The sequence below is a fragment of the Streptomyces sp. NPDC059224 genome, assembly GCF_042754285.1.
In the GTDB taxonomy this organism is placed as follows: Bacteria; Actinomycetota; Actinomycetes; order Streptomycetales; family Streptomycetaceae; genus Streptomyces.
On the sequence record NZ_JBHZAN010000009.1, the window covers coordinates 139,117 to 164,068 of the forward strand.

22 protein-coding genes, 1 pseudogene and 1 riboswitch are annotated in these 24,952 nt (G+C 70.0%); of the genes and pseudogenes, 7 read left to right on the top strand and 16 right to left on the bottom strand.

Annotated elements, in window-relative coordinates:
- Positions 1-30: 30 nt before the first annotated feature.
- Positions 31-270, bottom strand: a complete 240-nt coding sequence (locus ACFXI4_RS11905; protein ID WP_009309707.1) for a hypothetical protein — start codon at positions 268-270, stop codon at positions 31-33.
- Between the two features lie 152 nt (positions 271-422).
- Between ACFXI4_RS11905 and ACFXI4_RS11910 the strand changes: the two genes are divergently transcribed.
- Both ACFXI4_RS11910 and ACFXI4_RS11915 read left to right on the top strand, forming a co-directional pair.
- Positions 423-1,166 (top strand): rhomboid family intramembrane serine protease, encoded by a 744-nt coding sequence (locus ACFXI4_RS11910; RefSeq protein WP_384989799.1) that lies wholly within the window; start codon positions 423-425, stop codon positions 1,164-1,166.
- Positions 1,163-1,444, top strand: a complete 282-nt coding sequence (locus tag ACFXI4_RS11915; RefSeq protein WP_024882613.1) for an Lrp/AsnC family transcriptional regulator — start codon at positions 1,163-1,165, stop codon at positions 1,442-1,444. The genes ACFXI4_RS11910 and ACFXI4_RS11915 overlap by 4 nt, the downstream gene beginning before the upstream one ends.
- Before the next feature lie 152 nt (positions 1,445-1,596).
- Here the strand turns inward: ACFXI4_RS11915 and ACFXI4_RS11920 are convergent, their stop codons facing one another.
- The 6 genes from ACFXI4_RS11920 to ACFXI4_RS11945 all read right to left on the bottom strand — a co-directional run bounded on the left by ACFXI4_RS11920 (position 1,597) and on the right by ACFXI4_RS11945 (position 8,733).
- Complete coding sequence (locus ACFXI4_RS11920) at positions 1,597-2,973, bottom strand: aminotransferase class V-fold PLP-dependent enzyme (protein WP_384989677.1); 1,377 nt, start codon at positions 2,971-2,973, stop codon at positions 1,597-1,599.
- Between the two features lie 142 nt (positions 2,974-3,115).
- A riboswitch (SAM riboswitch) is annotated at positions 3,116-3,232 on the bottom strand.
- 99 nt (positions 3,233-3,331) lie between these two features.
- Complete coding sequence (gene trpD / locus ACFXI4_RS11925; protein WP_384989679.1) at positions 3,332-4,396, bottom strand: anthranilate phosphoribosyltransferase; 1,065 nt, start codon at positions 4,394-4,396, stop codon at positions 3,332-3,334.
- Positions 4,397-4,533: 137 nt separating this feature from the next.
- Complete coding sequence (locus ACFXI4_RS11930) at positions 4,534-6,171, bottom strand: cytochrome bc complex cytochrome b subunit (RefSeq protein WP_384989680.1); 1,638 nt, start codon at positions 6,169-6,171, stop codon at positions 4,534-4,536.
- Positions 6,168-7,226, bottom strand: coding sequence for a Rieske 2Fe-2S domain-containing protein (locus tag ACFXI4_RS11935; RefSeq protein ID WP_384989682.1), 1,059 nt, complete (start codon positions 7,224-7,226; stop codon positions 6,168-6,170). The genes ACFXI4_RS11930 and ACFXI4_RS11935 overlap by 4 nt, the downstream gene beginning before the upstream one ends.
- Positions 7,223-8,035, bottom strand: coding sequence for a cytochrome c (locus ACFXI4_RS11940; RefSeq protein ID WP_362715416.1), 813 nt, complete (start codon positions 8,033-8,035; stop codon positions 7,223-7,225). Before ACFXI4_RS11940 ends, ACFXI4_RS11935 begins: the two co-directional genes overlap by 4 nt.
- Positions 8,036-8,112: 77 nt before the next feature.
- Positions 8,113-8,733 (bottom strand): heme-copper oxidase subunit III, encoded by a 621-nt coding sequence (locus ACFXI4_RS11945; protein WP_351325272.1) that lies wholly within the window; start codon positions 8,731-8,733, stop codon positions 8,113-8,115.
- Between the two features lie 187 nt (positions 8,734-8,920).
- Here ACFXI4_RS11945 and ACFXI4_RS11950 point away from each other — a divergent pair, with 187 nt between their 5' ends.
- Positions 8,921-9,322, top strand: coding sequence for a hypothetical protein (locus tag ACFXI4_RS11950; protein ID WP_362715420.1), 402 nt, complete (start codon positions 8,921-8,923; stop codon positions 9,320-9,322).
- 123 nt (positions 9,323-9,445) lie between these two features.
- On the opposite strand, the gene ACFXI4_RS11955 is transcribed toward ACFXI4_RS11950, so the two are convergent.
- The 4 genes from ACFXI4_RS11955 to coxB form a co-directional block, all read right to left on the bottom strand.
- The gene (locus tag ACFXI4_RS11955) at positions 9,446-10,708 is read right to left on the bottom strand and encodes an Ig-like domain-containing protein (RefSeq protein WP_384989684.1); all 1,263 of its coding nucleotides are present in this window, start codon (positions 10,706-10,708) and stop codon (positions 9,446-9,448) included.
- A gap of 154 nt (positions 10,709-10,862) precedes the next feature.
- A complete protein-coding gene (locus ACFXI4_RS11960) occupies positions 10,863-11,261 on the bottom strand; it encodes a cytochrome c oxidase subunit 4 (protein WP_046727399.1) in 399 nt (132 codons plus the stop codon).
- Entirely contained in the window at positions 11,258-12,988 is a 1,731-nt protein-coding gene (ctaD, locus tag ACFXI4_RS11965) for a cytochrome c oxidase subunit I (protein WP_384989685.1), read from the bottom strand. Before ctaD ends, ACFXI4_RS11960 begins: the two co-directional genes overlap by 4 nt.
- Positions 12,985-13,947 carry a cytochrome c oxidase subunit II gene (coxB, locus tag ACFXI4_RS11970; protein ID WP_384989686.1) on the bottom strand — a complete coding sequence of 321 codons (963 nt, stop codon included), beginning with the start codon at positions 13,945-13,947 and terminating at the stop codon, positions 12,985-12,987. The genes ctaD and coxB overlap by 4 nt, the downstream gene beginning before the upstream one ends.
- A 326-nt stretch (positions 13,948-14,273) precedes the next feature.
- On the opposite strand from coxB, the gene ACFXI4_RS11975 reads away from it, so the two are divergent.
- Positions 14,274-15,659, top strand: coding sequence for a cysteine desulfurase/sulfurtransferase TusA family protein (locus ACFXI4_RS11975; protein ID WP_384989688.1), 1,386 nt, complete (start codon positions 14,274-14,276; stop codon positions 15,657-15,659).
- A 64-nt stretch (positions 15,660-15,723) separates the two neighbouring features.
- Here ACFXI4_RS11975 and ACFXI4_RS11980 read toward each other — a convergent pair whose 3' ends face one another.
- Complete coding sequence (locus tag ACFXI4_RS11980) at positions 15,724-16,698, bottom strand: carbohydrate kinase family protein (protein WP_362725065.1); 975 nt, start codon at positions 16,696-16,698, stop codon at positions 15,724-15,726.
- Between the two features lie 131 nt (positions 16,699-16,829).
- Here ACFXI4_RS11980 and ACFXI4_RS11985 point away from each other — a divergent pair, with 131 nt between their 5' ends.
- Both ACFXI4_RS11985 and ACFXI4_RS11990 read left to right on the top strand, forming a co-directional pair.
- Positions 16,830-17,039: a hypothetical protein gene (locus ACFXI4_RS11985; RefSeq protein WP_362725068.1), complete on the top strand. Its 210-nt coding sequence runs from the start codon at positions 16,830-16,832 to the stop codon at positions 17,037-17,039.
- 104 nt (positions 17,040-17,143) lie between these two features.
- A complete protein-coding gene (locus ACFXI4_RS11990; protein ID WP_384989689.1) occupies positions 17,144-18,973 on the top strand; it encodes a hypothetical protein in 1,830 nt (609 codons plus the stop codon).
- Between the two features lie 65 nt (positions 18,974-19,038).
- On the opposite strand, the gene ACFXI4_RS11995 is transcribed toward ACFXI4_RS11990, so the two are convergent.
- The gene (locus ACFXI4_RS11995) at positions 19,039-19,395 is read right to left on the bottom strand and encodes an iron-sulfur cluster assembly accessory protein (protein ID WP_030951236.1); all 357 of its coding nucleotides are present in this window, start codon (positions 19,393-19,395) and stop codon (positions 19,039-19,041) included.
- Between the two features lie 337 nt (positions 19,396-19,732).
- Between ACFXI4_RS11995 and nadA the strand changes: the two genes are divergently transcribed.
- Complete coding sequence (gene nadA, locus ACFXI4_RS12000) at positions 19,733-20,917, top strand: quinolinate synthase NadA (protein WP_384989690.1); 1,185 nt, start codon at positions 19,733-19,735, stop codon at positions 20,915-20,917.
- 15 nt (positions 20,918-20,932) lie between these two features.
- Here nadA and ACFXI4_RS12005 read toward each other — a convergent pair whose 3' ends face one another.
- The 3 genes and pseudogenes from ACFXI4_RS12005 to ACFXI4_RS12015 all read right to left on the bottom strand — a co-directional run bounded on the left by ACFXI4_RS12005 (position 20,933) and on the right by ACFXI4_RS12015 (position 24,813).
- Positions 20,933-21,073 carry a hypothetical protein gene (locus ACFXI4_RS12005; protein ID WP_384989804.1) on the bottom strand — a complete coding sequence of 47 codons (141 nt, stop codon included), beginning with the start codon at positions 21,071-21,073 and terminating at the stop codon, positions 20,933-20,935.
- Positions 21,074-21,113: 40 nt separating this feature from the next.
- Positions 21,114-21,563 (bottom strand): annotated as a pseudogene (locus ACFXI4_RS12010) (protein kinase); the annotation flags it as partial.
- 136 nt (positions 21,564-21,699) lie between these two features.
- A complete protein-coding gene (locus ACFXI4_RS12015; protein ID WP_384989692.1) occupies positions 21,700-24,813 on the bottom strand; it encodes an efflux RND transporter permease subunit in 3,114 nt (1,037 codons plus the stop codon).
- Positions 24,814-24,952: the final 139 nt, after the last annotated feature.

A 24,952-nucleotide genomic window follows, 5' to 3' on the forward strand; every position in this document is an offset into this window, starting at 1 on the left:
CCATCACCTGTGCGGAGCCGCCTCCCGGTCTCAGGAGTCGGCACCCGGCCTGTCCACAAGCTCCACCTGGTCCACCGCGTTGCACCAGCGGCAGCGCACCGACTCGATGGTCTCACTGACCACCTCGCGTTCCTCGACCTTGGGCTCACCGGCCAGGTCGAGGTGCACGTACTCCACGACCTTCGACGAGCGGGTCACGTCGAACCGCGTGAGGTTGCCGCACAGGGTGCAGCGCCACCGCGTCGTGGCGGTCGGCAGGGGAACCGTCATCGTGACTGTTCGCTTCCTTCTAGTGTCCGTGACGCGCCGTCCCGACGCGTGTGGCTCGTTACCCTACGGCCTGGCGAGTACTCGACGCCGCCCTGTCCGCGGCGGCGAGGCGATCTGCACCGGTGCGTCCTGTTACGCCATGCTCTATGTCCATGATCGGCAACTGGAACCCGACCGCCGTGCGGACCCTGCGGAGCCTGAGGGGGACGTCGGCCCCCATGACGTACACCCTGATCGCCGTGTGCTGCCTGATCTTCCTGGTCGGCCCGGCGTCCGGCTTCAACCCGTCCTACGGCACCGGGGACGCCCTGGCGGCCGCCCAGCGCGCGTACTTCCGGCGCTGGGGGGTGGTCCCCGCCGACCTGTTCGACGGCCCGGTGCGGGAGGTGCTGACCCCGGCCACGGCACTGTTCATCCACGGCAGCTGGGTGCACCTCCTCGGCAACATGCTCTTCCTCTTCGTCTTCGGGGCGATGACCGAGGAGCGAATGGGGCGCGCGGAGTTCACCCTCTTCTACATCGGCTGCGGCTATCTCGCACTGCTCGGCTACGCGGCCGCCAACGCCACGTCCCAGCAGTCGCTGGTGGGGGCGTCCGGGGCGATCTCGGCGGTCCTCGGAGCGTTCCTGTACCTGTTCCCCAACGCCCGCGTGACCAGTCTCCTGCCGTTCCTCTTCTTCCTTCCGCTCCGGTTCCCGGCCTGGGTGGTGCTCCCCTTCTGGGCGGCCCTGCAGTGGCTCGCCCTGAACCAGGCGACCGACGGCCCCGGCGTCGCCTACCTCGCCCACCTGGTCGGCTTCGGGCTCGGCCTCGGCTACGCGTGGGCGCGGTACGGCCGTGGGACTAAAGTGAAGGCCGCCCCAGCTCCGGCTCCCGAGGGAGAGAACCAGCCGTGATCACCGCGATCGTCCTCATCAAGACCAGCGTGGACCGGATCCCCGAGATCGCGGAACAGATCGCCGCGCTGGACAGCGTCAGCGAGGTCTTCTCCGTCACCGGTACGTACGACCTGATCGCCATGGTCCGGGTGCGCGAGCACGAGGACCTGGCCGAGGTGATCCCGGGCCGGATCAGCAAGATCCAGGGCGTGGAGGGCACGGACACGCACGTCGCGTTCCGCACGTACTCCCAGCACGACCTGGAGGCGGCGTTCGCGATCGGCCTGGACAGCTAGCGAAGGCCGCTCACTGGAGCGCCCCGTCGGGGGCGCGGGGAACTGCGCGGCCGGCCCCCACCGGCCCGCACCATGGCCTCCTGCGGGTGCGCCGCGGCTGGGCGGGCGGTTCTCCGCACCCCTGGGCCGGCCGCCCCTTGCGCCGGCCGGGATCAGACCGCCGGGACGCAGCGGCCACCCTCCGTGCGGTACGACCACTTCGCACCGTCGGTCACCAGTTCCCGGACCGCCGCCACGAAGCGCTCCACGTGCTCGTCCGGCGTTCCCGCCCCGAAGCTCACCCGGATGGCGTTCAGGGACTTCTCGCCCGGTGCCGCCTCCGGCGCCCCGCACTCGCCCTGGGTCTGCGGGTCGGAGCCCAGCAGGGTCCTGACCAGCGGGTGGGCGCAGAAGAGGCCGTCGCGGACGCCGATGCCGTACTCGGCGGAGAGGGCCGCGGCGAAGTGGGAGCTGTTCCAGCCCTCGACGACGAAGGAGAGCACGCCCACCCGCGGGGCGTCGTCGCCGAACAGGGAGAGCACACGGACCTCGGGGACCTCGGCGAGGCCCGCGCGGACCTTGGCGATCAGGTGCCGTTCGCGGGCGACCAGATTCTCGAAGCCCGCCTCGGTCAGCGCCTTGCAGGCCGCGGCGATCGAGTAGGCCCCGATGACGTTCGGGGAGCCCGCCTCGTGGCGCGCGGCGCTGTCGTGCCACTCCACGGCCACTCCCCCGTCCTCGCGCCGGGTGACCTTGCGGCTGGCGCCGCCGCCCGCGAGGTACGGCTCGGCCGCCCGCAGCCAGTCGGCACGGCCGGCCAGGACGCCGGAGCCGAAGGGGGCGTACAGCTTGTGGCCGGAGAAGGCGATCCAGTCGACGTCCAGCTCCCGGACGCTCACCGGGTGGTGCGGGGCCAGCTGGGCGGCGTCCAGGACGATCCGGGCGCCCTGCGCGTGTGCGACGGCGGCCAGCTCGCGCACCGGCCACAGCTCGCCGGTGACGTTGGAGGCGCCGGTGACGCAGACCAGGGCCGGGCCGCGGCCCCCGTCGGCGGCCTCCGGACGGGAGGCGAGAGCCTTCTCCAGGGTCTCGACGGCCTGGCGCGGGGTGCGCGGGGCGTCGAGGTAGCTGACCCGGGCGTCCTGCCAGGGCAGCAGGCTCGCGTGGTGCTCGGTCTCGAAGACGAAGACCTGGCAGCCGGCGGGGAGGGCGCGGGCCAGAAGGTTCAGGGAGTCCGTGGTCGAGCGGGTGAAGACCAGCTGGTCGTCGGGGCGGCAGCCGAGGAACTCGGCGACGGTCCGGCGGGCGTTCTCGAAGAGGTCCGTGGAGAGCTGGGAGAGGTAGCCGGCGCCGCGGTGGACGCTGCCGTAGTAGGGCGCGTACGCCGCCACGTCGTCCCAGACCCGCTGGAGCGCGGGAGCGCTGGCCGCGTAGTCGAGGGCGGCGTAGCCGACCTCGCCACCGGTGACGAGCGGGACGGTGACATCCCGCCCCAGAACGGGCAGAGGGGCACAGACCGACTGGGCGGAGACAGCGGTGGAGACGGACATGGCGAACTCCCGTGAGAGGAAAGAAGAAAGTGAAGAAGGGTGCGCGGAAGGGGGGCTCGACGCCCTAGCGCATTCGCTTGCTCACGGGAGACTCCCTCGATGACCAGGATCCCTGGATCGTGCTCATGAACAGAGCGTGAGGGATCCGCGCTTGCCGCAGACCTCGCTGCCTACGGCCTGGTCTTCACCCGGGGCACCCCGCCACGGACGGAGGGTTGCCGGACAGTCGGCCGGGGCCTCATGACTGTCACTCATGACCTGTGGGGAAACGTAGATGAGGTGATCGTCGGCGCGCAACCTGTGTCCGGATGACGGACGGGCCGGAGCGCCGGCGCCACCTTCTCCTTCCGCCGGGCGCCTACCGGTTGGTCGCCGCCGCCCAGCGCTCCAGCACCCGTTTGGCCGCGCCCGAGTCGATCGACTCCGCCGCCTCGTCCATGCCGGCGCGGATCTGCTCGGCGAGTGTCCCGGTGCCCGGGTCCAGGGCGACCAGTGCCGCCGCCGAGTTGAGCAGGACCGCGTCCCGCACCGGGCCCCGCTCGCCGTCGAGGAGCCTGCGCGCGACCTCCGCGTTGTACGACGGGTCGCCGCCGCGCAACGCCTCCACCGGGACCAGCTCGATGCCGACGTCCCTCGGGTCGAAGGTCTCCTCGGTGACCTTCCCGTCGCGGACGATCCAGACGTGGGACGTGGCGGTGGTGGTCAGTTCGTCGAGGCCGTCGTCGCCGCGGAAGACCAGGGAGGAGTTGCCGCGCTCGGCGAAGACGCCCGCGACGACCGGTGCCATGCGCGGGTCCGCGACACCGACCGCCTGGGACCGCACCTGCGCGGGGTTGGTCAGCGGGCCGAGGATGTTGAACACCGTGCGGATGCCCAGCTGGCCGCGGGCGGCGCCTGCGTGGCGCAGCGCCGGGTGGAACTTGACGGCGAAGCAGAAGGTGATGCCGGCCTCCTCGGCGACCTCGGCGACGCGTCGCGGGGTCAGGTCGAGGTTGACGCCGAGCTTCTCCAGCACGTCCGAGGCGCCGGACGCGGAGGACGCGGCCCGGTTGCCGTGCTTGACGACCTTCGCCCCGGTGCCGGCCACCACCAGCGCCGACATCGTCGAGATGTTCACCGTCTTGGCGCCGTCGCCGCCGGTGCCGACGATGTCGACCGTGCGGCCCGGCACCTCGATGACATTGGCGTGCGCGTACATCGTGCGGACCAGGCCGTTGATCTCGTCGACCGTCTCGCCCTTCGCCCGCAGGGCGACGACGAAGCCGGCGATCTGGGCGTCGGTCGCCTGGCCGCGCATGATCTGGTCCATCGCCCAGGCCGTCGCGTCCGCGCTCTGGTCCTGGCCGTACAGCAGCGCGTTCAGCACCCCGGGCCAGGAACGGCCCGCCGCGGTGTCGCCTCCAGCGGGGGTCACAGCGCTCATAAAGCCGCTCCTGATCGTCGTACGGGCAACAGAGGTCCGGTCCTCAGGGCTACCCTATCCAGCTCCGGGCACGGCGAAGGGCCCCCGTCCGTACCCCGGACGGGGGCCCTTCGGCCGTCGTGTGGCGACGCGGTCGATCAGTGGTGGCCGTGGCCGCTCGTGATCTCCTTGTACTCGTCGACGGTGGGCTTCGGGATCTGGTTGTCCTCGCCGTAGTAGGCGTTGCTCAGCTTGGCGCGGAGCTTCTCGGACCCCTTGATCTTGCGCTCGACACCGTTCTCGTCGACCCCCGCGCCGACCTGGGCCGGCTCGTACTGGTGGTGGGCCGTGAGGGTGTGCAGCTGCTCCTGGCTGAGCGGCTCGTGCACCTCGATGAACTCACCGTGCGGCAGCCGCTTGATGATGCCGGTCTCGCGACCGTGCAGCACCTTCTCGCGGTCCCGGCGCTGCAGGCCGAGACAGATCCGCTTGGTGACGAGGAACGCGATCACGGGTCCGGCGAAGAAGAAGATCCGGACGAACCAGGTCACGTCGTTGATCGACAGGTGGAAGTGGGTGGCGATGAGGTCGTTGCCACCACCGACCAGACCGATCATGTACACGGTCACCCAGGCGACACCGAACCCGGTACGGGTCGGGGCGTTGCGCGGGCGGTCCAGGATGTGGTGCTCGCTCTTGTCCCCGGTGACCCAGGACTCGATGAACGGGTAGAGCGCGATCACGCCCAGCACCAGGCCGAACAGGACCAGCGGGATGAACACGCCCAGGACCAGGGTGTGACCCCAGAAGTTGATCTCCCAGCCGGGCATGTAGCGGATCAGGCCCTCGGCGAAGCCCATGTACCAGTCGGGCTGGGCGCCGGTGGACACCTGGTCCGGACGGTAGGGGCCGATCGCCCAGACCGGGTTGATCTGGGTGGTCGCCGCGATGGCCGCGATGACACCGAAGACCAGGAAGAAGAAGCCTCCGGCCTTGGCCATGTAGACCGGCAGCAGCGGCATGCCGACGACGTTCTTCTCGGACTTTCCGGGACCCGCGAACTGCGTGTGCTTGTGGTAGAAGACCAGGATCAGGTGGCCCACCATCAGGCCGAGCATGATGCCCGGCAGCAGCAGGATGTGGATCGAGTAGAACCGCGCCACGAAGTCGTGGCCGGGGAACTCGCCGCCGAAGAGGAAGTACGAGATGTACGTGCCGACGATCGGCATCGACAGGATGGCGCCCTCGGTGAAGCGGACACCGGTGCCGGAGAGCAGGTCGTCCGGGAGCGAGTAGCCGGTGAAGCCGGTGAACATGCCGAGGACGAACAGCAGGAAGCCGAACAGCCAGTTGATCTCACGCGGCTTGCGGAACGCGCCGGTGAAGAACACACGCATCATGTGCACGAACATGCCGGCGAGGAAGATCAGCGCGGCCCAGTGGTGGATCTGCCGGATGAGCAGACCACCGCGCACGTCGAAGGAGATGTGCAGGGTCGAGTTGAACGCCTCGGACATCAGCTGTCCCTGGAGCGGGACATAGCTGCCGTGGTACGTCACCTCGTTCATCGACGGGTGGAAGAACAGTGTCAGATAGACACCCGTCAGGATGATGATGATGAAGCTGTACATGCACACTTCGCCCAGCATGAACGACCAGTGGTCGGGGAAGATCTTGCGCATGTTGGACTTGGCCAGGGAGTAGATCCCGAGCCGTCCGTCGGCCCAGTCGGCGACGCGCTCGCCGGCCGGTGCCTTCCCGCGTGAGCGGGTCTCGTCGTTCGTCGTAGTGCTCATCCGCGCTCCCAGAAAGCAGGACCGACGGGCTCCTCGAAGTCGCCGAGCGCCTGGAGGTAGCCCTCCTCGCTCACACCGATGCGCAGCTGCGGCAGGGCGTGACCGGCCGGGCCGAAGATCACTCGGGCACCGTCGGAGAGGTCGAAGGTGGACTGGTGGCACGGGCAGAGCACGTGGTGGGTCTGCTGCTCGTACAGCGAGATCGGGCAGCCCACGTGGGTGCAGATCTTCGAGTAGGCCACGATGCCCTCGTGGGACCACTCCAGCTCGCGCTTGTCCTTGATGTTGTCCGGCTGCAGCCGGATGATCATCAGGGCCGCCTTCGCCATCACGTTCTGGAAGTCCTCCTGGGACTCCTCGACGCCCTCGGGCTTGGCGAAGGTCAGCGAGCCGACGGTGACGTCGGAGGGACGCAGCGGCTCGTTGGTGTTCATGTTGACGAGCAGCTTGCCCTTCGACCACGCCGTGTGGCGCAGCGAGGTGCCGGGCAGCGGGCCGAGGTCGCGCAGCAGCACGACACCGGAGAGCGGAACCAGGGTCAGCGCGCCGAACATGGTGTTGCGGATCAGCTTGCGCCGGCCGAGCGCCGACTCCTTGGCGCCCTGCTTGAAGTCCGCGTGGACCTTGGCGCGGACCTCGGGGCCGGCCTCGATCGGGTGCCGCTCGTCGGCGACCTCGACGTCGGACATCAGGGTGCGGGCCCAGTGGACCGCGCCCGCGCCGATGCAGAACAGCGCCACACCGAGCGTCAGGCCCAGCGCGAAGTTCAGCGCGCTGATGTGACCGAGCGGGAAGACGAAGATCGACTTGTCTTTGGGGACGGTCACGTACGAGGCGATGAAGCCGGCGGTGGCCAGCATCGACACCGTGAACAGCAGGGCCACGACGCGCTCGGACCGCTTGGCGGCGCGCTCGTCGATGTCCTGGATCCGGTGCTCGTGAGGCGGCAGACCCGGGTCCCCGAACGGGTCCCTCTCGTCCGCGACACCCACGGCGCCGTGCGCGTGGTCCTGCTCAGCGGGCAGGTTCTCTTCTGGAATCTCTTGGCTACTCATGACTTCTTGGCCTTTGCGGTCCGAGCGGCGACCCAGACGGCGACGGCGATCAGGGCGCCGAGACCGAAGATCCACGCGAACAGACCCTCACTGACCGGCCCGAGGCCGCCCAGGTCGAGACCGCCGGGGTTCGTCGTCTTGGAGCTGTTGACCGCGTCGAGGTACGCGATGATGTCCTTCTTGTTCTTCTCGGACAGCGTGGTGTCGGGGAAGGACGGCATGTTCTGCGGGCCCGTCTGCATGGCCTCGTAGATGTGCTTCGGGTCGACGCCTTCCAGGCTCGGCGCGAACTTGCCCTTGGTCAGCGCGCCACCCGCACCCACGAAGTTGTGGCACTGCGCGCAGTTGGTGCGGAAGAGCTCACCGCCCGCGGCGATGTCGGCACCGCCCGGGCCGTACTGCTCCTTGGTGGGCACCTCGGGACCGGCGCCCAGCGAGGCGACGTACGCCGCGAGCTGGTCGATCTGGGCCTGGGTGTAGATGTTCTTCTTCGCGACGACCTGCGGGCCCTGCGAGGTGGCCGCCGGCATACGGCCGGTGCCGACCTGGAAGTCCACGGCCGCGGCGCCCACGCCGACCAGGCTGGGACCGTCGGACGAACCCTGACCGCCGGTGCCGTGGCAGCTGGCACAGCCGACCGAGTAGAGCTTCTTGCCCTCCTCAATGGTCAGGGACTGGGAGGTCTCGTCGGCCTGCGCCCGGCCCGCGGGCGCGAGCGCGGCGTACAGCCCCCCAGTGGCCGCCAGCGCAAAGAGTAGGACGACGACCGCCGCCAGCGGATGGCGTCGTCGTGCGGAGAGCTTTTTCACGGATTACCCCGGTGTCAGGATCTTCTGCGTCGATGCTTCTGGGTTGTGCGCTTGTGCAGCGCGCGGAGCCGGCCCCGCTACTTGATCAGGTAGATCGTGGCGAAGAGGCCGATCCAGACGACATCGACGAAGTGCCAGTAGTAGGACACGACGATGGCCGCGGTCGCCTGCTCGTGCGTGAAGCGCTTCGCCGCGTAGGTGCGGCCGAGGACGAACAGGAAGGCGATGAGGCCGCCCGTCACGTGCATGCCGTGGAACCCGGTGGTCAGGTAGAACACCGAGCCGTACGGGTCGGAGGAGAGCGAGATGCCGTCCTCCTTCACCAGGTTGGTGTACTCGTAGATCTGACCGCCGATGAAGATCGCGCCCATCACGAAGGTGATGATGAACCAGCCCCGGAGCTTCTTCACGTCCCCGCGCTCGGCGGCGAACACGCCGAGCTGGCAGGTGAGGGAGGAGAGCACCAGGATCGTGGTGTTCGTCGCGGAGAACGGAATGTTGAGATGGCTCGCCATCTCCTTCCAGTGATCCGGACCGGTCACCGATCGCAGGGTGAAGTACATCGCGAAGAGGGCCGCGAAGAACATCAGCTCGGAACTCAGCCAGATGATGGTTCCGACGCTGGTGAGGTTCGGCCGATTGACCGACGGGTGCGCGTGCCCGGTTTCTACTGTCGTTGCTGTCGCCACGACCGACATTATGTCGGTCGCTTATCTCGCGCTCACTCCGGGGGGTGCCGTTCGGGGTGTCCGCACCGTGTGTACTGCCCGGATGGCCCATCGAAGCGGTGTTCCAACAGGTGTTGACGAGGTGTTCGGGGGAGTAGCATCCGGCGCACCGGTCCTGTCCGTACGACGACTCCCGTCCCCGCGTATCGGAGGAACAATGCAGCCGACCGCCACGGTGCTGGTCTACAGCGACGACTCCAACACCCGCGAGCAGGTACGGCTGGCCTCCGGCCGGCGCCCGGCTCCCGACGTGCCCTTCGTCGAGTTCTTGGAGTGCGCGACGCCACAGGCGGTCGTCACCGAACTGGACAAGGGCGGCATCGACGTGTGCGTGCTGGACGGTGAGGCCGTGCCGCTGGGGGGGATGGGGGTGTGCCGGCAGATCAAGGACGAGATCTTCAACTGCCCGCCGGTGCTGCTGCTGATCGGGCGGCCCCAGGACGCGTGGCTGGCCACGTGGAGCCGTGCGGACGCGGCGGTGACGCTGCCGGTGGAACCGGTGGAGTTCGCGGCATCCTTGGCGGCTCTGCTGCGGCAGCGGAGGCTGCAGAGCGCCTAGGCAGACGTGGGGCGCGGTGCGTGCGCGACCGCGGCCCGGTGGGGGCCGTTCGCGCCCGCGGGGCGGTAGCCGCATATCGGCCACCGCCCCGCGCCCCTGGGTCAGCTTGCCCTTCAGGGCGTTTCACAGGGCGGCCGGCTGCACTCTCGCCGCGCTCGCGGGGTTCTGGACGTCCTGGGCGCCGTTGGCCAGGGCGCTGCCGCCCCGCCAGTCCTTCCAGGCGAGGTTCCAGTCGCCGAAGCCGTTTCCGAAGTGCTCCATCTCCTTGCCGTTGGAGTTGACGACCTTCACCACATCGCCCGGGTGGAAGGTGTCGAAGAACCACTCGGCGTTGGAGGTGTTCATACCGGTGCAGCCGTGGCTGACGTTCGCGGACCCCTGGGAGCCCACCGACCAGGGCGCGGCATGGACGTACTCACCCGACCAGGTCACCCGGGTGGCGTAGTAGACCGGAAGGTCGTAGGAGTCCGAGGTGCCCTCGGCGATGCCGACCGTGGTGCCGCGCATGCGTACGAAGTACTGCTTCTCCAGTACGACCTTGACACCGTTGCGGGTCTCGAAGCCGGGCTTGCCGGTGGTGATGGGGATCTGGTTGATCACCTTGTCGTTCTTGTACACCGTCATCTGGTGAGCGGCGGCGTCCGTGACGGCCAGGAGCTTGTCGCCGATGGTGAGCTTCAGCGGCGTGACCGCGCCGCCCCACAGGCGGTCGCTGATCCTGACGCCGTCCAGGTTGCTGTGCACCTGGAGGGTGGCGTGCGCGGGCCAGTAGTCCCTGGGCCGGTAGTGGAGTTCCTTGTCGCTCACCCAGTACCAGGACCCCTCGACCGCGGGGACCGAGTCGACCCGGAGGCCGCGCTCCACGATGGCGCGCTGGGCCTTGTCCTTGATGCCCTGGTCGAGTTGGGCGGTGACGGGCTGGCCCACCCCGTACTCCCCCGACTTGGGGCCGAAGGTGACTTTCAGGCGCTGCTGGGTGGTGGGCTTGCTGGTGTCGAAGGTGAGGGTCTTGCGGCCGGGCGCGCCGTCCTCGTCCTCGGTGCTGACCTGGACCGTGTAGTGGGCGTTGGCGGCCAGCGGCGACGTGCTGTGCCAGCGACGCCCGTCGGCGTCGAGTTCGCCCGCCACGACGCGGCCGGTGGCGTCCCGGGCCGTGACGTCCGTGATCCGGTCCTCGTCGCTCTTGGCGACGACCTCCAGGGGCTTGTCGGGGTCGGCCCGCTTCCCGGTGCCGGTGGGGGTGTTGAAGGAGATCTGGTCCGCCGCGTCGTGCGGCTTCTCCGACAGCGGGCCGCCGCCGGATCCACAGGCGGTGATGCCCGCTCCGAGGGCGGTCACCAGCAGGGCGCAGCTGACGACGGTGCGAGCGCACGGAGTCTGACTCATATGGTCACATTATGATCCGTTTTGCGGACCGGCATGCCGGATAGGCCGGACGGGGGACGCCACTGCACCGAAAGCGGTACCCGCTCCCCCGGAACGCCAGGAGCCCGGGCCCTCCTTGCGGAGAGTCCGGGCTCCTGGTGCGCTCGGCGCGTGCTTACTGGGTGCGGTTCTCACCGCGGTAGTACTCGAACACCCAGCCGAAGAGGCCGATCATGATGATGGGCGCCGAGAAGTACAGCAGCCACCAGCCGACCGCGACACCGAGGAAGGCCAGCGCGCCGCCGACACCGAGGGCGAGCGGCTGCCAGCTGTGCGGGCTGAAGAAGCCCACCTCGCCGGCCTCGTCCGCGACATCGGCCTCCTTGTTGTCCTGGGCACCGGCGTCCACCCGCGAGGCCGTGAAGCCCAGGTAGAAGCCGATCATGATGCACAGGCCGAAGGCCATGAAGAGCGCCGTGGTACCGGCCGCCTCCTTCGACCACACGCCATAGACGATCGCCATGGCGAGGACGAAGACGCTCAGCCACACGAACATGCGGCCCTGGATCTTCACTTGCCGGCCTCCTTGCTGCCCGCGACAGCGGCGGCGGCTTGGCCGTGCTCCAGCTGCTCCAGGGCGGCGATCTCAGGGTGGTGCAGGTCGAACGCCGGGGATTCGCTGCGGATCCGCGGCAGGGTGAGGAAGTTGTGCCGCGGCGGCGGGCAGGAGGTCGCCCACTCCAGCGAACGGCCGTAGCCCCACGGGTCGTCGACCTCGACCTTCTTGCCGTACTTCGCCGTCTTCCAGACGTTGTAGAGGAACGGCAGGATCGACAGGCCGAGCAGGAAGGAGCTGATCGACGAGACCGTGTTGAGGGCGGTGAAGCCGTCGGCCGCCAGGTAGTCGGCGTAACGGCGCGGCATGCCCTCCGCGCCCAGCCAGTGCTGGACCAGGAAGGTGCCGTGGAAGCCGACGAACAGCGTCCAGAAGGTGATCTTGCCGAGCCGCTCGTCGAGCATCTTGCCCGTCATCTTCGGCCACCAGAAGTGGAAGCCGGAGAACATCGCGAAGACGACCGTGCCGAAGACCACGTAGTGGAAGTGGGCCACCACGAAGTACGAGTCGGAGACGTGGAAGTCCATCGGCGGCGAGGCCAGGATGACACCGGTCAGACCACCGAAGGTGAAGGTGATCAGGAAGCCGGTGGCCCAGAGCATCGGTGTCTCGAAGGACAACGAGCCCTTCCACATCGTGCCGATCCAGTTGAAGAACTTCACCCCGGTCGGGACCGCGATCAGGAAGGTCATGAAGGAGAAGAACGGCAGCAGCACACCGCCGGTGACGTACATGTGGTGCGCCCACACCGTCACGGACAGACCGGCGATCGCAATGGTCGCCGCGATCAGACCCATGTAGCCGAACATCGGCTTGCGGGAGAAGACCGGGATGACCTCGGAGATGATGCCGAAGAACGGCAGCGCGATGATGTACACCTCTGGATGGCCGAAGAACCAGAAGAGGTGCTGCCAGAGCAAGGCTCCGCCGTTCGCCGCGTCGAAGACGTGTGCCCCGAACTTCCGATCCGCCTCCAGCGCGAACAGCGCGGCGGCGAGGACGGGGAAGGCGAGCAGGACCAGGACCGCGGTCAGCAGCACGTTCCACACGAAGATCGGCATGCGGAACATGGTCATGCCGGGGGCGCGCATGCAGATGATCGTGGTGATGAAGTTGACCGCGCCGAGGATGGTGCCGAAGCCGGAGAAGGCCAGACCCATGATCCACATGTCGGCGCCGAGGCCCGGCGAGCGGACCGCGTCCGACAGCGGGGAGTAGGCGAACCAGCCGAAGTCGGCGGCGCCCTGCGGGGTGAGGAAGCCGCCCACCGCGATGGTGGAGCCGAACAGGTACAGCCAGTAGGCGAACATGTTCAGCCGCGGGAAGGCGACGTCCGGAGCACCGATCTGCAGCGGCATGATCCAGTTCGTGAAGCCGGCGAACAGCGGCGTCGCGAACATCAGCAGCATGATCGTGCCGTGCATCGTGAACGCCTGGTTGAACTGCTCGTTCGACATGATCTGCAGACCGGGGCGAGCGAGTTCGGCGCGCATGAGCAGCGCCATCACTCCACCGATCAGGAAGAACGCGAACGACGTGACCAGATACAGCGTGCCGATGGTCTTGTGGTCGGTGGTCGTCAGCCACTTCACCACGACATTGCCGGGCTGCTTGCGCCTGACCGGCAGCTCGTCAGCGTACGAGCCTTCAGCCGCGGCACCCTGGGGTTCGTTGAGGATGCTCACAGGTTGTTCGTCTCCCGGTTCTTCTCGTGGCTCGTCTGCGCGATGCCGGCGGGAATGTAACCGGTCTGCCCCTTCTTGACGAGGTCCTTGAGGTGCTGCTGGTAACGCTCAGGCGAGACGACCTTCACGTTGAACAGCATCCGGGAGTGGTCGACGCCGCAGAGCTCGGCACACTTGCCCAGGAAGGTGCCCTCTTGATTGGGGGTCACCTGGAACGCGTTGGTGTGGCCCGGGACGACGTCCATCTTCATCAGGAACGGCACCACCCAGAAGGAGTGGATGACGTCACGCGAGGTGAGGATGAAGCGGACGGTCTCGCCCTTGGGGAGCCAGAGCGTCGGACCGGGGTTGCCGGTCTGGGGGTTCTTGGTACCCGGCGTGCCGACGTCGTAGACGCCGCCGGCGGCGGCCGGGAACTCCTTCTTGAACCGGTCCGGAATCGCTTCCAGGTTCGCGTCGGTCTTCGCGTCGCCGGTCACACCGTCGACGGGCGTCACGTAGTTGAAGCCCCAGCTCCACTGGAAGCCGACCACGTTGACCGTGACGTCGGGCTTCTTGTCGGTGAGGCTGAGCAGCTTCGTCTCGTCACGCGCGGTGAAGTAGAACAGCACCGAGACGATGATGAGCGGAACCACCGTGTACAGCGCCTCGATCGGCATGTTGTACCGGGTCTGGGCCGGCACCTCGATCTTGGTGCGGCTGCGCCGGTGGAAGATGGCGCTCCAGATGATCAGACCCCACACCAGCACGCCGACGGCGAGCGCGGCGGCCCAGGAGCCCTGCCACAGGGAGAGGATCCGCGGAGCCTCTTCCGTGGTCGGGGTGGGCATACCAAGGCGGGGGAAGTCCTTGTATGTGCAACCGGTAGCGGTCGCAAGGACCAGGCCCGCGGTCATTGCCTGCAGCAGCTTCCGCCGCATCGGGCGCCGCGGCGAGCGGTCGGAGCCGTTGGGACTCACGTAGCGCCTTCCCGAGAGTCTCGCCCGCGCGGTTCGGCTGCGGCCTTCTCGCTGGTCGGTCGCCGCCCTGCGTCGGGCAGGGGTTTGGATGTTTATGCGGACCAAACCCTAGCCGACGCGTTCTGAGGCTTCGCGGGGAGGGGGGCATACGCGCCGCGGGTCACTCCTTAAGGGTGGGATTGGGCGCCTAACAGCTCGGGTTGCCCGGGTCTTGGGCGCGTGTGCGGGTGCGTGGAGGGCTGGTCACGCCACCCGGCGGAGCCGCCTGCCGGTCCGGCTCCGCGCCCCTGGGCCGGCCGTCCCTCAGGACGTTCTAACGTTGCGGTGTGTCCTACTTCGACGCCGCATCGGCCGCGCCCCTCCATCCCGTCGCCCGGCAAGCACTGTTGGCCGCTCTGGACGACGGGTGGGCCGATCCCTCCCGGCTGTACCGCGAGGGCCGGAAGGCGCGCATGCTGCTGGACGCCGCTCGGGAGGCGGCCGCCGAGGCGGTCGGCTGCCGGACGGACGAGCTGACGTTCACGCCGTCCGGCACCCAGGCCGTCCATGCCGGTGTCGCCGGGGCGTTGGCCGGCCGGCGTCGCGCCGGACGTCACCTGATCGTGTCAGCCGTGGAACACTCCTCGGTCCTCCATTCGGCCGAGGCGTTCGAGGCGGAGGGCGGCGAGGTGACCCAGGTGCCGGTGTCACGCCAGGGAGCGGTGGACGCCGGCTCCTACGAGGCCGCTCTCCGCCCCGGCACCGCGCTCGCCTGTCTCCAGTCGGCCAACCACGAGGTGGGCACCGTGCAGCCGGTCGCGGCGGTCGCCGAGGCGTGCCGGGCGGCCGGGGTGCCGTTGCTGGTGGACGCGGCGCAGTCGCTGGGATGGGAGCGGGTGGAGGGTGACTGGTCGCTGCTGACGGCCAGTGCGCACAAGTGGGGCGGCCCGGCCGGGGTGGGACTGCTGGTGGTGCGCAAGGGGGTGCGGTTCGCCGTCCAAGGGGCTTCGGACGAGCGGGAGTCGGGCCGTTCGCCCGGTTTCGAGAACCTGCCGGCGATCGTCGCGGCGGCCGCGTCGCTGCGCGCCGTGCGGGCGGATGCCGAGCGGGAGGCCGCACGGCTGCGGGAGCTGACGGCGCGGATCCGGGCGCGGGTGCCGGAGTTGGTGCCGGACGTGGAGGTGGTGGGCGACGCGGACCGGCGCCTGCCGGGCATCGTCACGTTCTCCTGTCTCTACGTCGACGGCGAGACCCTGCTCCACGAGCTCGACCGCGAGGGTTTCGCGGTGTCGTCCGGATCCTCCTGCACGAGCAGCACGCTGACGCCCAGCCATGTGCTCAAGGCGATGGGCGTCCTCAGTGAGGGGAACGTGCGGGTGTCGCTGCCGGCGGGAACGGCCGAAGGGGACGTGGAACGGTTTTTGGACGTGCTGCCGGGGGTGGTGGCGGGGGTGCGGGAGAAGCTGGGCGCCCCGCCGGTGACGTCGGCGGTCCGGGCACCGGAAGCGCCCGAGGTCGTCGTCGACTCGCTCGGCAAGCGGTGCCCGATCCCCGTCATCGAACTGGCGAAGGTCATCGGGAGCGTGCCGGTGGGGGGCCTGGTCCGGGTGCTGTCGGACGACGAGGCGGCGCGCCTGGACATCCCGGCGTGGTGCGAGATGCGGGGCCAGGAGTACGAGGGCGAGGAGCCGGCGGACAGGGGAACGGCCTACTTGGTACGCCGGGTCGACTGAGGCACCCCCTCAGGGGCGCGGGGAACTGCGCGACCAGCCCCCGCGCGCCCGCCACCCGGCGGCCTCAGACCAGGTGCCCGCGCACCTCTTCGGCCGCCTCGTCCCCGTACGCCTTGGTGAACCGCTCCATGAAGTGCCCGCGGCGCAGCTGGTACTCCTGGGTGCCCACCGTCTCGATGACGAGCGTCGCGAGCATGCAGCCCACCTGCGCCGCCCGCTCCAGCGAGACCCCCCAGGCGAGCCCGGACAGGAACCCGGCCCGGAACGCGTCGCCGACACCGGTCGGGTCGGCCTTGCGCTCCTCGTCGGCGCAGCCGACCTCGATGACCTCCTCGCCGGCCCGCTCGATCCGCACTCCGCGGGCGCCCAGCGTGGTGACGCGGTGGCCGACCTTCCCGAGGATCTCCTCGTCGCTCCAGCCGGTCTTGGTCTCGATCAGACCCTTCTCGTACTCGTTGGAGAAGAGGTAGGTCGCGCCGTCCAGCAGTATCCGGATCTCGTCGCCGTTCATCCGGGCGATCTGCTGGGAGAAGTCGGCGGCGAACGGGATGGCCCGGGCCCGGCACTCCTCCGTGTGGCGGAGCATGCCCTCCGGGTCGTCCGCGCCGATCAGGACCAGGTCGAGTCCGCCCACCCGGTCGGCGACCGTCTTCAGCTCGATCAGCCGGGCCTCGCTCATCGCGCCCGTGTAGAAGGAGCCGATCTGGTTGTGGTCGGCGTCGGTCGTGCACACGAAGCGCGCGGTGTGCAGGGTCTCGGAGATGCGGACGGAGTCCGTGTCGACGCCGTGCCGGTCGAGCCAGGCCCGGTACTCGTCGAAGTCGAAGCCCGCCGCGCCGACCAGGACGGGCCGGGTGCCGAGCTGTCCCATGCCGAACGCGATGTTCGCGCCGACGCCGCCCCGGCGCACGTCCAGGTTGTCGACCAGGAAGGACAGCGAGACCGTGTGCAACTGGTCCGCGACGAGCTGGTCGGCGAAGCGGCCGGGGAAGGTCATGAGGTGGTCGGTGGCGATGGAGCCGGTGACTGCGATGCGCACGGCTGGGACTCTCCTGAGGGGAGGCGTGAATGACAGTTAACGCTACCGGGTCGGCCGGGGGCTCTGAAGGTGTCAAAACTACCCGATAGTAGATCTTTCTTCGCACCCCACGGCGTGCGTACGGTTCGTTCATGACGAACCTCAAGGTCCAGCCTTCCGCTCCGGCCGACCTGGACGGCGACCTCGCGTCGCTGCGCGGGGACTGCGCCCGGATGGCCCCGCACTGGGTGGTTCCCGCTCACAGCGATGCCCACCCGGTGCCGCCGTCACTCATCCACGGGGTGACGGTGCCGAAGAAGTCCGCCAGGCTGCTGGACGCGATGTCCGACTACGGCGACTGAGCCGCCCGGCGCGTTCCCGGGGAACCGCGCGCCCCCCTCCCGCGTCCCATCGCCGTCCCCCGCGAAGGGGAGGCGGGATACGACGCGCGGCAAGGAGCGATGCGGTGAAGAGCGAGCGACCCGAGAACGACGAGGACGCGGCCGCGGGTACCACCGGGGAGTCCTCGGAGGCCCTGGACACCACGGAGTCGCCGAAGGCGGCCGGGCCCGACGCCCGGCCCACCGCGGGGCCCGCCGAAAGCACCGCACGCCCCGGCCGGTCCGGGACCGCGGCGGAGCCGCGGCCGGCCCAGGACCCGGAGCCGGCGGCTCCGGAGCCGGCGGCACCCCCCGTCGCGGACACGCCCCCCGAGCAGACCGCGGCCGGGGCTCCCGAGCCGGAAACGGCCCCGGAGCCCGACCGGCCCGCCGCGCCGGCGGAGCCCCGCGCCGCGGGGAGCGAGTCGGACGCGGATCCGGCGCCGAAGGCCCCCGAGGCCATGGTGGCCGCTGCCTCCGGTGCCGCCGGGGCGTCCGGGGACCAGGCCGGTCACCCCGCCCGGCGCCGGTCACCCGCTGTCATCGCCTCCGTGGCCGCCGCGGTCCTGCTGATCGGCGGTGGCGGGGCCTTCCTCGCCGCGCGCGGCGGCTCCGGCGACGGGCCCGGGCCCGGGGCGGCCACCGGCGCCGCCGGTGGCACCACTCCCCCGCCGCTCGCCCTGGACGGTTACTCCTCCGGCGGCGACGGGGTGGCCGTGGGCGAGCCCAACCCCTACGGCGTGACCTACAAGGCGGACGGCACGCTCCCCGCCGGACCCGGCTCGGCCGCGGTGTACCAGCCGGCCGGCGAGGTCTCCAAGGACCGGGTGGCCGCGCTGGCGAAGGCGCTCGGCGTCGAGGGGGCGCCGGTCGCCGAGGGCCAGGTGTGGAAGGTCGGCACCGACCACGACGGCTCCGGCGGGAGCCTCCAGGTCAACAGGGCCGCCCCGGGCATCTGGACGTACAGCCGCTACGCCCCCGGCACCGACAACTGCAAGAGCGGGCCGGTGTGCGGCCAGGATCCGGCGGCGCCGGCCGCCACCCCGGTGAGCGTCTCCGCCGCGGAGAAGGCCGCCGCCCCGGTGCTCAAGGCGCTCGGCCAGGACGACGCGAAGCTCGACGCGAGCCAGGTCATGGGCGCCCAGCGGGCGGTGAACGCCGACCCGGTCGTGGGCGGGCTGCCCACCTACGGCTGGACGACCGGGCTGACCGTCGGCAGGCAGGGCGAGGTCGTCGGCGGCAACGGGATGCTGGCGACGCCGGTCAAGGGCGACACGTATCCGGTGCTCAGCGCCGGGAAGACGCTGGACCTGATGAACGCGGCGCCCCGCTCCGACCACCGGATGGGCATCGGCGGCTGCGCCAGTCCGGTACCGCTGAAGGACCGGCTGGAGCAGCCGTGCCCCGCTTCCTCACCGTCAGGCTCCTCGGCCTCCTCGGCCCTGATCCGCAACGCGGTGTTCGGGCTGGCCGCGCAGTCCGTCGGCGGCCGGCAGTCGCTGGTGCCGTCCTGGCTGTTCCAGGTACGCGGCGCGGCCGACTCGTACACCGTCACCCATCCGGCGGTGGACCCGAAGTACCTGGCCTCCGCCGCCTCGCCGGCGCCGAGTCCCTCCCCGGGGACCCCGAAGGACGTGAAGGTGGACGGCTACACGGCCGACGGCCGTGACCTCACCGTCGCCTTCACCGGCGGGGTGTGCGCCGACTACAAGGTCACCGCGGACGAGGGCTCCCAGCAGGTGGTGGTCAAGGTGACCGAGACGCCCTGGCCGGACAAGATCTGCATCCTGATCGCCAAGCAGTACCACCAGACGGTGCGCCTGGACGCGCCGCTGGACGGCCGGAAGGTGGTCGGCACGGGCGGCAGGGCGGTCCCGAAGGAGAAGGCGACCACGCTCGACCCGCAGGTGCGCTGAGGACACACGAAGGCGGCGGCCCCTCGGGGAGGGACCGCCGCCTTCGTTCCGCCGTACGGGCCGGCTCAGCTGAAGGAGTCGCCGCAGGCGCAGGAGCCCGTCGCGTTCGGGTTGTCGATCGTGAAGCCCTGCTTCTCGATGGTGTCGACGAAGTCGATCGACGCGCCGCCCAGGTAGGGGGCGCTCATTCGGTCGGTGACGACCTTGACGCCGCCGAAGTCCTTGACGACGTCGCCGTCGAGGGAGCGCTCGTCGAAGAAGAGCTGGTAGCGCAGGCCGGAGCAGCCACCGGGCTGGACGGCGACGCGCAGCGCGAGGTCGTCGCGGCCTTCCTGGTCGAGCAGGGCCTTCACCTTGGCCGCGGCGGCGTCACTGAGGATGATGCCGTCGGTGGCGGTGCTGGTCTCGTCCGATACGGACATCTACATCTCTCCCGGGTTGTACGGAGACTGCTTGCCGACGAGTGCAACCGGCGGGTCCGCTGTTTCATTCCGGGCCGGCATTCGCGTTCTCGCGTTTTCTCTACCTCTTCATGCTCGCACATGCCCGAAGTCACGCACAGCGGCCTGTTGACCGCCCCCGGGCAGCCCCGCGGGCACCCCAGGGCCACTCCCCCGCGACCCGCCTGTACACCGCCCGTGCACCGCCCGTGCACCGCCGGGATTCACGTCACATCGACACAATCGGCATCGTCAAAGTGACGTGAAGCGGTTATGATAGATAACGTCAGAACGACGAAAAGTAGAAAGGGTGCGTGCCGTGACCACCGCCCAGACCACGGAGCTCGACGTACAGCCGACTCCGCTCGCCCTGCTGCTGCTCGGCCGTGAGGCCGACCCGAAGAGCGAGCGGGGCGTCGAGTGTCCCGGCGACCTGCCCTCGCCGTCCGACCCCGATCTGGTCGCGCGCGCCCGCGCGGCCAAGGAGAAGCTCGGCGACAAGGTCTTCGTGCTCGGCCACCACTACCAGCGCGACGAGGTCATCCAGTTCGCCGATGTCACGGGCGACTCGTTCAAGCTGGCCCGCGACGCGGCCGCCCGCCCGGAGGCCGAGTACATCGTCTTCTGCGGTGTGCACTTCATGGCCGAGTCCGCCGACATCCTGACCTCGGACGACCAGAAGGTGGTCCTGCCCGACCTGGCGGCCGGCTGCTCGATGGCCGACATGGCGACGGCCGAACAGGTCGCCGAGTGCTGGGACGTGCTGACCGAGGCCGGGATCGCCGGACAGGTCGTCCCCGTCTCGTACATGAACTCGTCCGCGGACATCAAGGCGTTCACCGGCAAGCACGGTGGCACCATCTGCACCTCGTCCAATGCCCAGCGGGCCCTGGAGTGGGCCTTCGAGCAGGGCGAGAAGGTGCTGTTCCTGCCCGACCAGCACCTCGGCCGCAACACCGCCGTCCGGGACATGGGCATGTCCCTGGACGACTGCGTGCTCTACAACCCGCACAAGCCGAACGGCGGCCTGAGCGCCGAGCAGTTGCGCGACGCGAAGATGATCCTGTGGCGCGGCCACTGCTCGGTGCACGGCCGCTTCTCGCTGGACTCGGTCGACGACGTGCGCGAGCGCATCCCGGGCGTGAACGTCCTGGTCCACCCGGAGTGCCGGCACGAGGTGGTGGCCGCCGCCGACTACGTCGGTTCGACGGAGTACATCATCAAGGCCCTGGAGGCGGCCCCCGCCGGCTCCAAGTGGGCGATCGGCACCGAGCTGAACCTGGTCCGCCGCCTGGCGAACCGTTTCGCCCCCGAGGGCAAGGAGATCGTCTTCCTCGACAAGACGGTCTGCTTCTGCTCCACCATGAACCGCATCGACCTCCCCCACCTGGTCTGGACCCTGGAGTCGCTCGCCGAGGGCAACCTGGTCAACCGGATCGAGGTCGACAAGGAGACCGAGGCGTTCGCCAAGCTGGCCCTGGAGCGGATGCTGGCGCTGCCGTAGCGGTACCCGACGGTGTCACCCCGGGACGGGCTCGCGCTCGGGGTGTGCCGGGTCGAGGGTGAAGACGGTGCCGTCCGAGGTGGACAGGACCAGGGCGCCGCGGTCGAACCGGACCGTCGGCAGCAGGCCGCTGTTGCCGAGGGTCTCGGCGCGCACGGAGGACTCCCACAGCACCGTGCCCCCGGCCGCGTCCGGCGCGGAGGCCGTCGTGGGCCACCAGCGCGTTGGCCGGTTCCAGGTCGCGGTGCACCATCCCGGCCCGGTGGATCTCCCGGAGGGCCTCCACCAGCCCGAGGGCCAGCGGCCGCAGTTCGGTGACGCGGAGCGCGCCCTGCGCCCGGATGCGGGCGGCGAGGGAGGGGCCCGGCACGTACTGGGTGGCCGTCCAGGGGGCCGGCGCGTCCGCGTCGGCGTCCAGGACGGGCGCGGTGAAGGCGCCGCCGACCCGGCGGGCGGCGTCGATCTCCTGCCGGAACCGGGCGCGGAAGACCGGGTTCCCGGCGTACTGGGCGTGCACCGCCTTGACGGCGACCTCGCGCCCGGAGCGCGACCGGCCCCAGCAGACGATGCCCAACCCGCCGGCCCCGAGCCGGTCGGCCGGCTTGTGACCGCCGAGAGATCTCGGGTCGTCCTTGTCCAGCGGCACGCCGAAACTCCCCTCCCCCGTCGTGCGGTTCGCGGCGGCGGCATGCGGAACGGCCGGGCGGCAACAGCCGGTTCCCGGAGGTGTTCCGGAAACCGGCCGTCGTGCGCGGGAGTGCGGGCCGCTGCCCGCAGGACCGTCAGACGGCCGCGGGCTGCGGCTCCTCGGCCGCCGTGGCGGAGACCGCCGTCCCGGGGCCCCGCTTCGCGGCCCGCTTCTTCGCCCGGCGCTCCTTGCGGAGTTCGACCATCGCGTACAGCGTCGGGACGAGGAGCAGGGTGAGCAGCGTCGACGTGATCAGACCGCCGATCACCACCACCGCCAGCGGCTGGGCGATGAAGCCGCCCTCGCCGGTGACGCCGAGCGCCATCGGGAGCAGGGCGAAGATGGTCGCCAGCGCGGTCATCAGGATGGGGCGGAGCCGGTGCCGGCCGCCCTCGATCACCGCTTCGACCACGCCGTATCCCTGGCGCCGGTACTGGTTGACCAGGTCGATCAGCACGATCGCGTTGGTCACCACGATGCCGATCAGCATCAGCATGCCGATCATCGCGGGCACGCCCATCGGGGTGCCGGTGACGATCAGCAGGCCGATCGCGCCGGTCGCCGCGAACGGGATGGAGACCAGCAGGATCAGCGGCTGGACGAGCGAGCGGAAGGTCGCGACCAGCAGCATGAAGACGATCGCGATCGCCGCCAGCATCGCAAGGCCCAGGTTCTTGAACGCGCTGTCCTGGTCCGAGGTGACGCCGCCGATCGAGGCCGTCGCGCCCGCCGGGAGCTTCAGCGCCTTGATCTTCGACTGGAGCTGGGTGCTGACCGCGCCGGTGTTGTCACCCGTCGGCTTCGCGGAGACGGTCGCGGCGCGCTGGCCGTCGATCCGGGTCATCGACACCGGTCCGTCCACCAGCTTCACGGTGGCGATGTCGCCGAGCTTCACCGGGCCCAGCTTGAGGGCGCGCAGCTGCGCGAGGGTCCCGGCCGGCTTCGCCGACTTCACGACGACGTCCCGCTCGGTGTCGTCGAGGGTGGCCTTCGCGGCCGTGGTGCCCTTGACCGCCTGGGTGACGGCGGCGCCCAGCGTCTGGTCGTCGAACCCGGCCGCGGCGGCCTTGGAGTTGGCCTTCACCGAGATGCGCGGAACGCTCTGCGAGAGGTCGCTGGTGACGTCGGTGACGTCGTCCAGCTGCGCGACGGCGGCCCGGACCTGCTCGGAGGCCTTGCGCAGCACGTCCCCGTCGGCCGCCTTCACGACGACGCTCAGGTCCTGGCTGCCGAAGCCGTCACCGGCCGACACCGTGGTCGTGCCGATGCCGGGCAGCTTGTGCAGGCCGTCCTCGATGGCGGTCTGCACCTCGTCGTACGACTTCGCGTCGTCCAGCATCACGGAGTACGACGCCTGGTTGGTGTCGGTGCCGCCGCCGAAGGCCGCCATGAAGCCGGACGAGCCGACGGTGACCTGGTAGTCCTTCACCCCGTCGACGGAGGACAGCAGCTTCTCGACCTTCTTCGCCTGCGCGTCGGTCGCCGCCAGGCTGGTGCCCGGCTTCAGCTCCTGCTTGACGGTGAGGACCTCCTGGTCGCCCTGGTCGAAGAAGTTGGTCTTCAGCAGCCCGGCCATGCCGAACGTGACGACCAGGACCACGAGGGCGATCAGGACGCTGGTGAGGCGGCGTCGGGTCGCGAACCGCAGGACGGGGACGTAGGCGCGCTGGAGCCGGCTGTCGGCCTCCTTCGCCTCGGCCTTGCGGCGGGCCTCCGCCGCGTCCTCGGGGGTGCCCTTCGGGGCCCGCAGGAACCAGTACGACAGCACCGGTACGACCGTCAGGGAGACCAGCAGGGAGGCGAGCAGCGCCGCCGTCACGGTGATGCTGAACGAGCCGAACAGGGCACCCACCATGCCGCCGACCAGGCCGATCGGCAGGAAGACGGCGACCGTGGTGAGGGTGGAGGAGGTGACCGCGCCGGCCACCTCGCGGACCGCGCCGATGATGGCGGCCTGGCGCTCCTCGCCGTAGCCGAGGTGGCGCTTGATGTTCTCCAGGACCACGATCGAGTCGTCGACGACCCGGCCGATGGCGATGGTGAGCGCGCCGAGCGTGAGCATGTTGAGGGAGAGACCGCGGGTCCACAGGACGATGAGCGCGAGGACCACCGACAACGGGATGGAGACCGCGGTCACCAGGGTCGAGCGGACCGAGGCCAGGAAAACCAGGATGACAAGGACCGCGAAGAGCAGGCCGAGGGCGCCCTCGGTGGTCAGGCCCTTGATGGACTTGGAGACCGCCGGGCCCTGGTCGCTGACGACCGTGAGGGTGGCGCCGGAGCCGAGGTCCTGACGCAGCTTCGGCAGCTTGTCCTTGACCGCGTTCGAGATGGAGACCGCGCTGCCGTCGTGGTCCATGGTGACGTTCACGGCGAGGCTGGGGCGGCCGTCGGTGCGGGTGATCGAGTCGGCCGGGGCCTCCTGTTCCTCGACCGAGGCCACGTCACCGAGGCGCACGGGCTTCTCGCCGCCCTGCCCGGTGACCATCAGGTCCTTGATCTGGCCCAGCGAGGTGAGCCCGCCGCCGACCTGCACGGTGCGGTTGGCGCCGGCCTCGTCGAAGGAGCCCGCCGGGACGGTCGCGCCGGCCGCCTGCAGACTCTGGGCGAGGGCGGCGGAGGTGAGACCCGCCCGGGCCAGCTTCGCGTCCGAGGGGGTGACGGTGACCTGGAGGTCCCGCACGCCGGTGACCTGGACCCGGCCGACGCCGTCGATGTCCTTCAGGTCCGGGACGACCGTCTTGTCGAGCTGGTCGGCGAGGGCCTGCTGGTCTTTCCCGGAGGTGACGGCGAGGACCACGGTCGGCATGTCGTCGGTGGAACCGGAGATGACCTGCGGGTCGACGGAGTCCGGGAGCCGGGCGCGGTTGACGGCCAGCTGGACGTCGGCGACCAGCTGCCTGGTGTCGCTGCCGTAGTCGAAGGACGCCATGATCACGGCGTTGCCCTCGCTTGCGGTGGAGGTGACACCGGTGACGCCGTCGACGCCTTCGAGGTTGTTCTCGACCGGCTCGATGACCTGCTTCTCGACGACGTCGGGGGCGGCTCCCTGGTAGGGAGCGATGACCGACACCATGGGCAGGGAGATGGTGGGCAGCAGCTGCTGCTTGATCTGGGGGATGGCGATCGCCCCGAAGGCGAGCGCGATCAACGACATGAGGCCTATCAGGGCCCGCTGCGCGAGGCTGAAGCGGGACAGCCAGGACATGGGTCAGGGTCTCTTTTCGGTGAGCTGCTGTGTGCGAGGACCGCTGGGAGCGGCGCATGAGCGGCGCAAGAGCGGCGGATGAACGGCACAGGGGGCACCTGTGAGCGCCCACCCCACCACCCTCGCCCATGCGCGGCCC

Excerpts from the sequence above, each read along its gene's own strand:
- ACFXI4_RS11985 (WP_362725068.1), top strand. The coding sequence starts at position 16,830 with ATGACGAACCTCAAGGTCCAGCCTTCCGCTCCGGCCGACCTGGACGGC.
- trpD (WP_384989679.1), bottom strand. The coding sequence starts at position 4,396 with ATGAGCGCTGTGACCCCCGCTGGAGGCGACACCGCGGCGGGCCGTTCC.
- ACFXI4_RS11950 (WP_362715420.1), top strand. The coding sequence starts at position 8,921 with ATGCAGCCGACCGCCACGGTGCTGGTCTACAGCGACGACTCCAACACC.
- ACFXI4_RS11955 (WP_384989684.1), bottom strand. The coding sequence starts at position 10,708 with ATGAGTCAGACTCCGTGCGCTCGCACCGTCGTCAGCTGCGCCCTGCTG.
- ACFXI4_RS11935 (WP_384989682.1), bottom strand. The coding sequence starts at position 7,226 with ATGAGTAGCCAAGAGATTCCAGAAGAGAACCTGCCCGCTGAGCAGGAC.
- ACFXI4_RS11945 (WP_351325272.1), bottom strand. The coding sequence starts at position 8,733 with ATGTCGGTCGTGGCGACAGCAACGACAGTAGAAACCGGGCACGCGCAC.
- ACFXI4_RS11920 (WP_384989677.1), bottom strand. The coding sequence starts at position 2,973 with ATGTCCGTCTCCACCGCTGTCTCCGCCCAGTCGGTCTGTGCCCCTCTG.
- ACFXI4_RS11910 (WP_384989799.1), top strand. The coding sequence starts at position 423 with ATGATCGGCAACTGGAACCCGACCGCCGTGCGGACCCTGCGGAGCCTG.
- ACFXI4_RS11930 (WP_384989680.1), bottom strand. The coding sequence starts at position 6,171 with ATGAGCACTACGACGAACGACGAGACCCGCTCACGCGGGAAGGCACCG.
- ACFXI4_RS12015 (WP_384989692.1), bottom strand. The coding sequence starts at position 24,813 with ATGTCCTGGCTGTCCCGCTTCAGCCTCGCGCAGCGGGCCCTGATAGGC.
- ACFXI4_RS11995 (WP_030951236.1), bottom strand. The coding sequence starts at position 19,395 with ATGTCCGTATCGGACGAGACCAGCACCGCCACCGACGGCATCATCCTC.
- ACFXI4_RS11905 (WP_009309707.1), bottom strand. The coding sequence starts at position 270 with ATGACGGTTCCCCTGCCGACCGCCACGACGCGGTGGCGCTGCACCCTG.